At 68.5% G+C, this 9,485-nt stretch carries 11 protein-coding genes and 1 pseudogene; 1 reads left to right on the top strand and 11 read right to left on the bottom strand.

All coding sequences use genetic code 11. The features are described from left to right. Positions 1 to 154: 154 nt before the first annotated feature. From yacG to murA, 11 genes are all read right to left on the bottom strand, one after another. Positions 155 to 355, bottom strand: coding sequence for a DNA gyrase inhibitor YacG (yacG, locus tag QGG75_10425; protein ID MDP6067648.1), 201 nt, complete (start codon positions 353 to 355; stop codon positions 155 to 157). Between the two features lies 1 nt (position 356). After that, on the bottom strand, positions 357 to 1,667 hold the full coding sequence (locus tag QGG75_10420) for an aspartate aminotransferase family protein (protein MDP6067647.1): 1,311 nt from the start codon (positions 1,665 to 1,667) through the stop codon (positions 357 to 359). Positions 1,668 to 1,683: 16 nt separating this feature from the next. Further along, positions 1,684 to 3,159: an Rne/Rng family ribonuclease gene (locus tag QGG75_10415; protein MDP6067646.1), complete on the bottom strand. Its 1,476-nt coding sequence runs from the start codon at positions 3,157 to 3,159 to the stop codon at positions 1,684 to 1,686. Next, complete coding sequence (locus QGG75_10410) at positions 3,156 to 3,770, bottom strand: Maf family protein (GenBank protein MDP6067645.1); 615 nt, start codon at positions 3,768 to 3,770, stop codon at positions 3,156 to 3,158. Before QGG75_10410 ends, QGG75_10415 begins: the two co-directional genes overlap by 4 nt. A gap of 12 nt (positions 3,771 to 3,782) precedes the next feature. Beyond that, a complete protein-coding gene (gene infA / locus QGG75_10405) occupies positions 3,783 to 4,001 on the bottom strand; it encodes a translation initiation factor IF-1 (GenBank protein MDP6067644.1) in 219 nt (72 codons plus the stop codon). A gap of 93 nt (positions 4,002 to 4,094) precedes the next feature. Continuing rightward, the gene (locus QGG75_10400; protein ID MDP6067643.1) at positions 4,095 to 4,538 is read right to left on the bottom strand and encodes an arsenate reductase ArsC; all 444 of its coding nucleotides are present in this window, start codon (positions 4,536 to 4,538) and stop codon (positions 4,095 to 4,097) included. A 12-nt stretch (positions 4,539 to 4,550) separates the two neighbouring features. Continuing rightward, positions 4,551 to 5,030: a UPF0262 family protein gene (locus tag QGG75_10395; protein MDP6067642.1), complete on the bottom strand. Its 480-nt coding sequence runs from the start codon at positions 5,028 to 5,030 to the stop codon at positions 4,551 to 4,553. A 2-nt stretch (positions 5,031 to 5,032) separates the two neighbouring features. Next, complete coding sequence (gene hisD, locus QGG75_10390; protein MDP6067641.1) at positions 5,033 to 6,340, bottom strand: histidinol dehydrogenase; 1,308 nt, start codon at positions 6,338 to 6,340, stop codon at positions 5,033 to 5,035. Next, on the bottom strand, positions 6,330 to 6,992 hold the full coding sequence (gene hisG, locus QGG75_10385) for an ATP phosphoribosyltransferase (protein ID MDP6067640.1): 663 nt from the start codon (positions 6,990 to 6,992) through the stop codon (positions 6,330 to 6,332). Before hisG ends, hisD begins: the two co-directional genes overlap by 11 nt. An 8-nt stretch (positions 6,993 to 7,000) precedes the next feature. Further along, on the bottom strand, positions 7,001 to 7,498 hold the full coding sequence (locus QGG75_10380) for a DUF2948 family protein (protein MDP6067639.1): 498 nt from the start codon (positions 7,496 to 7,498) through the stop codon (positions 7,001 to 7,003). Then, complete coding sequence (gene murA / locus QGG75_10375) at positions 7,498 to 8,790, bottom strand: UDP-N-acetylglucosamine 1-carboxyvinyltransferase (protein ID MDP6067638.1); 1,293 nt, start codon at positions 8,788 to 8,790, stop codon at positions 7,498 to 7,500. Before murA ends, QGG75_10380 begins: the two co-directional genes overlap by 1 nt. 193 nt (positions 8,791 to 8,983) lie before the next feature. On the opposite strand from murA, the pseudogene QGG75_10370 reads away from it, so the two are divergent. Beyond that, positions 8,984 to 9,295 (top strand): annotated as a pseudogene (locus QGG75_10370) (acetyl-CoA C-acyltransferase). Positions 9,296 to 9,485 lie beyond the last annotated feature (190 nt).

Here is a 9,485-nt window from a genome sequence, read left to right as displayed (position 1 = left end):
ACCGACACGCGGATTTTCAGTCCGCTGCTCTACCAACTGAGCTACCTGGGCACCGGGCTTGGCGAGGCCCGTGGGCCCCCCGTAACGAAGGCGGTTTATAGGGTAAAGCGCGAGGGCTGTCCAGCCGGCCGGAGGGCCGTCCGGCCGGCCCGGATCAGTGCAAGGTTTCATCCTCGTCTTCCGATTCGGAGAACTGGTCCGGCGGCTCGACCGCCGGGATGGCGTAGCGCTCACCCAGCCAGCGGCCGAGGTCAACCTCCTTGCAGCGCGGCGAACATAAGGGCCGGGTCTCGGCCGCCGCGGGCTGGCCGCAGATCGGGCAGCGGGCCGTGCCGGGGGCCTCGCCCGGCGCCACGTCAGCCCCCCAAAAGCGGCCCGCGGCCGTCGAGGAATTCCTCGAAAACGGCGACGAAGCCGTCGATGTCGGCGTCGCTCATGGGCAGCGAGAGGTTCACCATGTTGCGCCTGGGCGAATAGATGCCGCGGGCCAACAGATCCAACTGAAAGAGCGTGCGGGCCTCGGGGTCGGAGCTGAGATCCTCGATCGAGCGGATCGGGCCCGACTGGAAATGCACCGTGCTCAGCGAGCCCACACCGGTGGCCTGGACCGGCAACCCACGTGCCTCGGCCGCCTCGTTGAGGCGGCGGCGGAGTTCCTGGCCGCGGCGGTCGAGCCCGGCCGCCGCCTCGCTGTCATAGATCTCGGTCAAGCCGGTCAGCCCGGCCGCCATGGTCAGGACGTGGTTGTTGAAGGTACCGGCGTGCATGAAGGCATCGGGCCGGCGGGGATCGAAATGCTGCATGATCTCGGCCCGGCCGCCGAAGGCGCCCGAGGGCAGGCCGCCGCCGACGTATTTGCCCAGCGTCGTCATGTCGGGAACGATGCCCAATTCGGTCTGCAAGCCGCCGCCGCCGGTGCGCGAGGTCATGACCTCGTCGAACACCAGGATGATGCCGTGGCGTGCCGTGGCATCGCGCAGGGCCTGCAGGAACTCGGGCTCGCCGGGGATGCAGCCGCCGGCGCCCTGCATGGGCTCGACGATCACCGCCGCCAGCTCGCCGGCGTGCTCATCGATCAGCTTTTCCGCCCCCTCGGCGTCGTTGTAGCGCCCCATGACGAAAGGGAAGGGCGCGTTGAGCGGCGAGCCGCCGGGGCCGAAAACGAAGACGGCGCCATGGTAGGCGCCCTCGAAGACCATGATGGCGTCACGGCCGCTGACGGCCCGGGCGGCACTAAGGGCCAACAAGTTGGCCTCGGTGCCGGAGTTGCAGAGCCGCATTTGCTCGAACGAGGGGAAGCGGCGGCAAAGTTCGGCCGCCAATTTGGCCTCGAGCTCGCCCGGCGCCCCCATCAGCACGCCGTCGGCCAACTTGGCCTCGATGGCGGCGCGGATCACGGGATGCGAGTGGCCATAAAGGCCGGCCGTGTATTCGCCCAGGAAATCGCAATAGTCGTGGCCGTCGGCGTCCCACACCCGGGCCCCCTCGCCGCGCACCAGGGTCAGCGGAAAGGGCGGGTAGTAGAGCACCGAGCGTGTGTTGCCGCCGGGCATGACGGCACAGGCCTCGGCCTGCAGACGCTGGCTCTCGGGGTTGGCGGCGACGTAAGCCGCTTCGGCTTCGCCCACGGCGGTGGCCATGTCGAGATTGCGTGCGGCGTCGCTCATAGGCTTCCTCCCGCCATCAGGTGATTTCCAGATCGTGCTCATATCGCGCCAGCTCGGCATCCTCGTATACCTCGACCTGGCGGCCGAGGCGCCGGCCGAAGGCTTCGAGGTCGACGTCATCGTGCCATAAAAGCGCCGCCACTTCTGGTGCCACGGTAAGCGCGAGGGTGCCGCCGGGGCGGCTCGGGGCTTCGCGCTCGGCTTGGCGCAGAACTTCGGCGGCGACGCTTTCGGCGCTGGGCAGCCGGCCCGCGCCCTCGCAATGCTCGCAGACGTCGGAGAGGCTGGTGACCAGGGTTTGGCGGCTGCGCCTGCGCGTCAGGGCAACCAGTCCGAATTCCATCATGCGGCCGACGCGGACCGGCGCGGGATCGGTGGCAAAGGCCGCTTCCAGGGCGGCCACCACCTGGTCGCGGTGTTCGCGCTCGGGCAAGTGGATGAAGTCGATGACGATGATGCCGCCGATGCCGCGCAAGCGGATCTGGTGGGCCACGGCAGCCGCCGCCTCGAGGTTGCACACCAGCGCCGTCTCGGCTTGCTGGCGCCGCCCGCCATGGCGCCCTCCATATTGTCCCTTGTGACGGCCGCTGTTGACGTCGACGGCGGTCAGCGCCTCGGTGGTTTCGATGCAGATATGGCCGCCCGAGGGCAGCTCCACGTGGGGCTCGAGGGCGGCCAGGATCTGCTCGGCCACATCGTGATGGGCGAAGACGTCGCCGCCGGCGAAGCGTTGCAGCCGCTCGGCCAGATCCGGCATCACGGCCTGGGCATAGCGCTTGGCTTCGGCGTAGGCCTGGCTGTCGTCGATCAGCACGGTCTCGATCTCGGGCCCCAGGCGGTCGCGCAGTGCCTTTGACACCGGATCCAGATCGCCGTGCAGCAACAGCGGCGGGCGGGCGTCAAAGGCCTGGGCCCGGGCCTGAATGTCGTCCCAGCGGTCGCGAAGCTCGGTGGCATCGGCGGCCAGGTCTTCGGCCGCCGCGCCCTCGGCGGCGGTGCGCACGATGAAACCGCCGCCGCCTTCGATCTCCGCCGTGGCCTCGATCAGGCGGCGGCGCTCGGCCTCGTCGCCGATGCGGGCCGAGACGGCGACGCCCGAGCGCCTGGGCCCGAAGACCAGATAGCGCCCGGGCAAGGTAAGATCGGAGGTCAAGAACGCATCCTTGTCGCCGATGGCATCCTTCTGCACCTGGACGATGACGGCCTGGCCCTCGTCGACCAGGGCCTCGATGCCGAGCGCCTCGTCGCCCACCGGCGGGCCCTCGAAGTGGCGCGCCTCGGAGGCCGGCAGGAAACCGGCGCGCTCCAGCCCCAGTTCCACGAAGGCGGCGCCGACGCTGGGTACCACGCGTTCGGCCCGGCCCACGAAGATGTTGCCGACAGGGCCCTGTCGGCGGTTCTGCTCGATGGCCAGGTCAACCAGACGGCCGTCCTCCACCAGCGCGATACGCGTCTCAAGATAGCCGGCGTTGATCAGAACTTCGCTCGTCATGCGCCCCTCTTGGTCGAAGTCTCGGTGACAGGATAACCGAGACCGCCGAGCAGCGCCGCTACTTCATGGAGCGGCAGGCCGACGACGTTCGAGTAGGATCCGTTGAGGCGTTTGACGAAGGCCGCCGCCCGGCCCTGGATGGCATAGGCGCCGGCCTTGCCGTGCCATTCGCCGCTATCCAGATAGGCCTCGAGCTCGGCGCCGCCGAGCCGCTTGAAGGTGACCGTCGTAGTAACCAGGCGTTGTCGTGTAGGGCCTTGTGGCGCCACCAGAGAGACGCCGGTATGGACGCGGTGGCGCCGGCCCGAGAGCATTTCCAGCGCCCGCCGCGCCTGATCGCGGTCGTCCGCCTTGGGCAGTGAGCGCCGGCCGCAGGCCACCACCGTATCGGCGGCCAGCACGAATGCGCCGCCATGACGCATCGCCACGGCCGCCGCCTTGGCCCCGGCCAGGCGTTGCGCCAGAGCCGGCGGCGTTTCGCCGGGATGGGGGGTTTCGTCGATCATGGCGGCTTCCACGAAATCGGCAATGATCCCGATCTGGCGCAGCAACTCGAGACGGCGCGGTGAGGCCGAAGCCAGAATCAGGCGCGACTCCGACACGGCGCCCACTTTGGGCCAAGCCTATTTGTAGCGGAAGGTGATGCGGCCCTTGGTCAGGTCGTAGGGTGTCATCTCGACCAGGACCTTATCGCCGGCCAGCACCCGGATGCGGTGCTTGCGCATCCTGCCCGCGGTGTGCGCCAGAACCTCGTGTTCGTTTTCCAGCGTTACGCGGAACATGGCGTTCGGCAGCAGTTCGGTGACGGTGCCGTTGAACTCAAGCAATTCCTCTTTGGCCATCAAGCCTCCTCGTTGCCGCGGCCCCATGCCGCGGGAGGCAGAAAAATGCCCGCATGGCAGCGGAAAATCAAGTCAAACCCCAGTAAATCCTTCTTAAACCCGAGGCGCCGGCACCAGCCCGAAGCGGGCGCGGATGCGTTGGCCCAGCACATCACGTACGCCACGGTAGGCATCGAGCACGACCTCGCGGCTGCCTTGCGTGATGGTGGGATCGAAGATGGGCCAGAATTCCACCTCGCAGGCCATGGTGCGGGTCATCTCGAGGGCGTTGTGCTGGGCCTCGGGCGACAGCGTGATGACGACGTCGTAGGAGTTGTCCTCGAGATCGTCGAGCGTCTTGGGCCAGTGGCGCGACAAATCAAGGCCGATCTCCTCCATCACTGCCAGCACGAAGGGGTCGCGTTCGCCCACCCGGACGCCGGCCGAATCGACATAGACCGCGTGACCGTAGAGGTGTTTGGCGATGGCTTCGGCCATGGGCGAGCGCACGATGTTGTTGGTGCAGGCGAAGAGCACGGCGCCGGGAAGATCGCCCATGGAGATAAAGAATTATCCTTTTATGTGCAGGACGCAGACCAGCGTGAACAGGCGCCGCGCCGTGTTGGTGTCCATGCTCAGGCTGTCGGCCAGGCGCTCGACGAGGATCTCGGCGCCCTCGTTGTGCAGCCCGCGCCGGCCCATGTCGATGGTCTCGATGCGCGAGGGGCTGGCCGTCTTGATGGCGGCGAAATAGCTCTCGCAGACGACGAAGTACTCCTTGATCAGGTTGCGCAAGGGCGCCAGCGGCAGCACCACGCGCTCGTGCGTCTCGCTGTCGTCTTCGCCGCGCACGTCCAGCACCAGCCGGTTGTCCTCGATGCCGAGGTGCAGCGAATAGGGGCCAGGGGCGCCTGCCGTGAGGCTGAATTCGTTCTCCTCGAGAAGGTCGAAGATGGCTACCTTGCACTCGTGTTCGATGTCGGCGTTGCGCCGCACCACGGTGCTCTCGTCGAGCGCCACCTTGGCAATGCGTTGGCCGTCCTCGGCCACGGCTAGCCGTCCTCGCCGTCTTGGCCGTCCGCCAGGCGCAGCGCCACGGATAGGGCGTGGGCCGGCAGGCCTTCGGCCTCGGCCAGGGTGACAGCGGCCGGGCCGATGGCGGCCAATTGGGCCGGGCCGCAGCGCATGATGGTGGTGCGCTTGAGGAAATCGAAGACCGAGAGGCCGGACGAGAAGCGCGCGCTGCCCGAGGTCGGCAGCACGTGGCTGGGCCCGGCTACATAGTCACCCACGGCTTCCGGCGTGTGGCGGCCGAGGAAAACCGCCCCGGCATGGCGCACCCGATCAAACAGCGCCTCGGGCTCATCCAGCGCCAGTTGCAGGTGTTCGGGCGCCATGGCGTCGATCAGGGCCGGCGCCTGGTCGAGCGAAGGCACCACGATCACGGCTCCCAGATCGTGCCAGCTTTGCCGCGCCACGGCCGGCCTGGAAAGAGTCACCAAGTGACCCTCGACGGCCTCGACCACGGCTTGGGCAAAGTCGGCGTCGTCGCTGATCAGCACGGCCTGGGCCAGCTCGTCGTGTTCGGCCTGCGACAAAAGGTCGGCGGCGATCCAGGCGGGGTCGTTGGCGCCGTCGGCGACCACCAGGATTTCCGAGGGTCCGGCGATCAGGTCGATGCCGACGAGGCCGAAGACCTGGCGCTTGGCCGCCGCCACATAGGCGTTGCCGGGCCCGACTATCTTGTCGACCGGGCGGAGGCTATTCGTGCCGTATGCCAAGGCGGCGATGGCCTGGGCCCCGCCCAGCCGCCAGACCTCGTCGACGCCGGCCAGGCGCGCCGCCACCAGGACCAGCGGATTGAGCTCGCCTCCGGGGCTGGGCACCATCATGGCCAGGCGCCCGACCCCGGCGACGCCGGCCGGGATGGCATTCATCAGCACCGACGAAGGATAGGCCGCCTTGCCGCCGGGAACGTAAAGCCCGACGGCCTCGATGGCATTCCAGCGATAGCCCAATTCGACGCCCTCGGCATCGCGGAAGGATTGGTCGTCGGGCATTTGCCGGCGGTGGAAATCGGCGATGCGCTCGGCCGCCTGTTCGAGCGCGCGAAGCTGGGCCGCCGGGGCCGTGGCCGCTTTGATCTCGGCCGGATCTATAGCCAAGGTCTCGGGCTTCAGGAGCAAATCGTCGAAGCGTTCGGTGAATTCGATCAGGGCCTGATCGCCGCGCTGACGCACCGCCGTGATGATCTCGGCGACGACGCCGTCGACGTCGTCTTCGGCGGCCCGCTTGCGCGCCATCAGAGCCTCGAATTGGGCTTCGAAGTCGGCGGTCCTGCTGTCCAGCCTAGCGACCATCGAGGGCCTCGCGAAGACGCCGGATCCAGCCGCCCACTTCCTCGCTGCGGGTCTTGAAGGCGGCCCGGTTGACGGCCAAGCGCGAGGAGATGTCGACGATCTTTTCGATCTCGACCAGGCCGTTGGCCTCGAGGGTCTGGCCGCTGGAAACCAGATCGACGATACGCCGGCAAAGCCCCAGCCCGGGTGCCAGCTCCATGGCGCCGGAGAGCTCGATGCATTCCGCCTGGACGCCGCGGGCGGCGAAGTGGCGGCGCGTGATGCGCGGGTACTTGGTGGCGACGCGGATGTGGCTCCAGCGCGAGGGGTCGTCGCGGGCCGCCAGTTCGGCCGGCGCCGCCACCGCCATGTGGCAGCGCCCGACGCCGAGATCGAGCGGCGCATAAATTTCGCCGTAGTCGAATTCCAGCAGCACGTCATTGCCGACGATACCGAGTTCGGCCGCCCCGAAGGCGACGAAGGTGGCGACATCGAACGAGCGCACCCTGATCAGCGAGAGGTTTTCGTGATTGGTGGCGAATTGCAGCCGGCGCTGGCCGGGCTCCAGGAAGGCCGGCTCGGGTTCGATGCCGGCACGGCGCAACAGCGGCATCACCTCGGCCAGGATGCGCCCCTTGGGCAAAGCCATGACCAGACCCCGGTTGCCAGCCATGCCGGGCCTCAAACGCCCTGCCCGGGGTCCACGTCGGCCCCGGTCCCGGCCTCTTCTTCCGTCACGGCGTGGGCCGGCCGGCGCCGCGTGGTCCAAGGCGCGCCCATGTCGGTGAGCTGGCATTCGATGCATTCGGCCTCTAGCCGGATCAGGCCGCCGCCGGCGAAGACCAGCGTGATCGCCGCCTCGGCGTCCTCGCCCTCTTGCCATTCCAGGGCCAAGAGCTCCAGCACTTCGTCCAGAGAATCTTGCTTGAGACCCTGAATCCTGGCCCCCAGCACACCGTTGAAGTGGACGCCACAACTGACCCGGCGGAAAAGCCCGTGGCCCCGCTTCCGGGCCGGTGCCGCCTCCCACATGAAACGGCTGAAGATGGCGGCGAAACGGTGCTCGCGGGGCAGGTAGATCATGTCGCCCATGCGTGTCAGGGCGTCCTGCAGGCAGGCCGAGATGACCGCCAGGTCCTGGCCGTCCTGGGCGCTCAGCTTGAGCGGCGGGGTGCTCATCAGGCTGCCTCGTCCTGCAGCCGCTCGATCAGGGCGCCGCAGCCGGCCAGCTTTTCCACTAGGCGCTCGTAGCCCCGGTCGAGGTGGTAGACCCGGCTGACCACGGTCTCGCCATCGGCCGCCAGGCCGGCCAGCACCAGCGAGACCGAGGCGCGCAAGTCGGTGGCCATGGTCGGCGCGCCCTTGAGGCGCGAGACGCCGCGGATCATCGCCGAGCCCCCGCTGACGACGATGTCGGCACCCATGCGGCAGAGCTCGGGCACGTGCATGAAGCGGTTCTCGAAGATGGTCTCGGAGATCATCGAGGCGCCTTCGGCGACGCTCAGCAGCGCCATCATCTGGGCCTGCATGTCGGTGGGAAAGCCGGGGTAGGGCTGGGTGGTGATATCGAGGCCGGCAAGGCCGCCGCCCGCCACCACGCTCAGCCCTGCCTCGGTCTCGCTGATCTCGACGCCGATGCGCTGCAGGGCCTCGACCACCGCCCTCATAAGTTCGAGCCGCGCGCCAACCAGCTCGAGGCTGCCACCGGTGATGGCGGCGGCGGCGGCGAAAGTGCCGCTTTCGATGCGGTCGGGCATGATGCGCCAGTCGGCGCCGGAGAGCGCGTCGGTGCCTTCTATTTCCAAGCGGTCGCTGCCGATGCCCTCGATGCGCGCCCCCATGGCCACCAGGCAACGCGCCAGTTCGGCGACTTCGGGCTCGCGGGCGGCGTTTTCGATAACCGATCCGCCGCGCGCCAGGGTGGCCGCCATCAGGGCGTTTTCCGTGGCCCCTACGGAAACCTTGGGAAAGCGGATCTCGCCGCCGCGCAGGCCGCCGGGCGCGCTGGCATTTATGTAACCGTCCACCAGCTCGATCTCGGCCCCCAGATCGGCCAGCGCCTGCAGGTGCAGATCGACCGGCCGCGGGCCGATGGCGCAGCCGCCGGGCAGCGACACCCGGGCCTTGCCGCGGCGCGCCAGCAAGGGCCCCAGCACCAGTACCGAAGCCCGCATCTTGCGCACCAGGTCGTAAGGCGCCAGCGTGTCGTGGACCCCGGCGGCATTCAGCGACAGCACCCGGCCGACGTGGCCTTCGTCGTCCGCGTCGCCGTTCATGGTGACCTCGACGCCGAGCCGGGCCAAGAGGCGCAACAAGGTGCTGACGTCGGCCAGGTGCGGCACGTTCGAGAGCCTGAGCGTGCCTTCGCTCAAGAGCGCCGCCGCCATCAGCTTGAGCGCTGCGTTCTTGGCCCCGCCGATACGAACCCGGCCGGCCAGCGGCACCCCGCCAGTGATGCGAATGCGATCCATCTTTCCCCTCGGTGCCAGCCCGGAAAGCCCCGCAGCGCCGCGGAAAAAGCCGAGCGCGGCCGGACGGCAGGGCTCTTTTAGCCCATCCGACAGGGGTTGGAAACAGCCCGCCGGCGCCCAACCCCGGGCGAACATTCTCGGCCCGGGCGGAGACAACATGCTAAACTCCCGCCTCCAGCACAGGAGAATACCCATGACGGACGTATATATCTTCGATGCCGTGCGCACACCCCGCGGCAAGGGCAGGAACGGCTCGTTGCAGGAGGTGCCGCCGGCCCACCTGGCGGCCGGGGCGCTGCGCGCCATTCGCGAGCGCAACGCGCTGGATACGGCCGAGGTCGACGACGTGGTGCTGGGCTGCGTCGCCCCGGTCGGCGAGCAGGGCTCGGTAATCGGCCGCACCGCCGTGCTGCTGGCCGATTACGACCAGTCGGTGGCCGGCATGCAGGTCAACCGTTTCTGTGCCTCGGGCCTGGACGCCGTCAACATTGCCGCCTCCAAGGTCATGGCCTGCGCGGTGCTGGGTCGTCCCTTGTGGCGTCGACAGGGTAGGAGCGCTGCGCAGCACGATGTGGGGCATCGGGGATGTGGGACATCGGGCAAGTAGCGCGACGCAGGCCGTGACCCGGTGAGAAATGCGGGTTAACCTCCGCGGCAAGTCCGGTTGGCGCAGGCGGTGAACATTCAGGGTCCAC

The sequence above is a fragment of the Alphaproteobacteria bacterium genome (assembly GCA_030740435.1).
In the GTDB taxonomy this organism is placed as follows: domain Bacteria; phylum Pseudomonadota; class Alphaproteobacteria; order UBA2966; family UBA2966.
This window is presented reverse-complemented; position numbering and strand designations above follow the sequence as displayed.

What these genes read in the sequence shown, in the direction of transcription:
- QGG75_10415 (MDP6067646.1), bottom strand. Translation starts at nt 3,159, where the DNA reads ATGACGAGCGAAGTTCTGATCAACGCCGGCTATCTTGAGACGCGTATC.
- QGG75_10380 (MDP6067639.1), bottom strand. Translation starts at nt 7,498, where the DNA reads ATGAGCACCCCGCCGCTCAAGCTGAGCGCCCAGGACGGCCAGGACCTG.
- murA (MDP6067638.1), bottom strand. Translation starts at nt 8,790, where the DNA reads ATGGATCGCATTCGCATCACTGGCGGGGTGCCGCTGGCCGGCCGGGTT.
- hisD (MDP6067641.1), bottom strand. Translation starts at nt 6,340, where the DNA reads ATGGTCGCTAGGCTGGACAGCAGGACCGCCGACTTCGAAGCCCAATTC.
- hisG (MDP6067640.1), bottom strand. Translation starts at nt 6,992, where the DNA reads ATGGCTGGCAACCGGGGTCTGGTCATGGCTTTGCCCAAGGGGCGCATC.
- QGG75_10400 (MDP6067643.1), bottom strand. Translation starts at nt 4,538, where the DNA reads ATGGGCGATCTTCCCGGCGCCGTGCTCTTCGCCTGCACCAACAACATC.
- QGG75_10420 (MDP6067647.1), bottom strand. Translation starts at nt 1,667, where the DNA reads ATGAGCGACGCCGCACGCAATCTCGACATGGCCACCGCCGTGGGCGAA.
- infA (MDP6067644.1), bottom strand. Translation starts at nt 4,001, where the DNA reads ATGGCCAAAGAGGAATTGCTTGAGTTCAACGGCACCGTCACCGAACTG.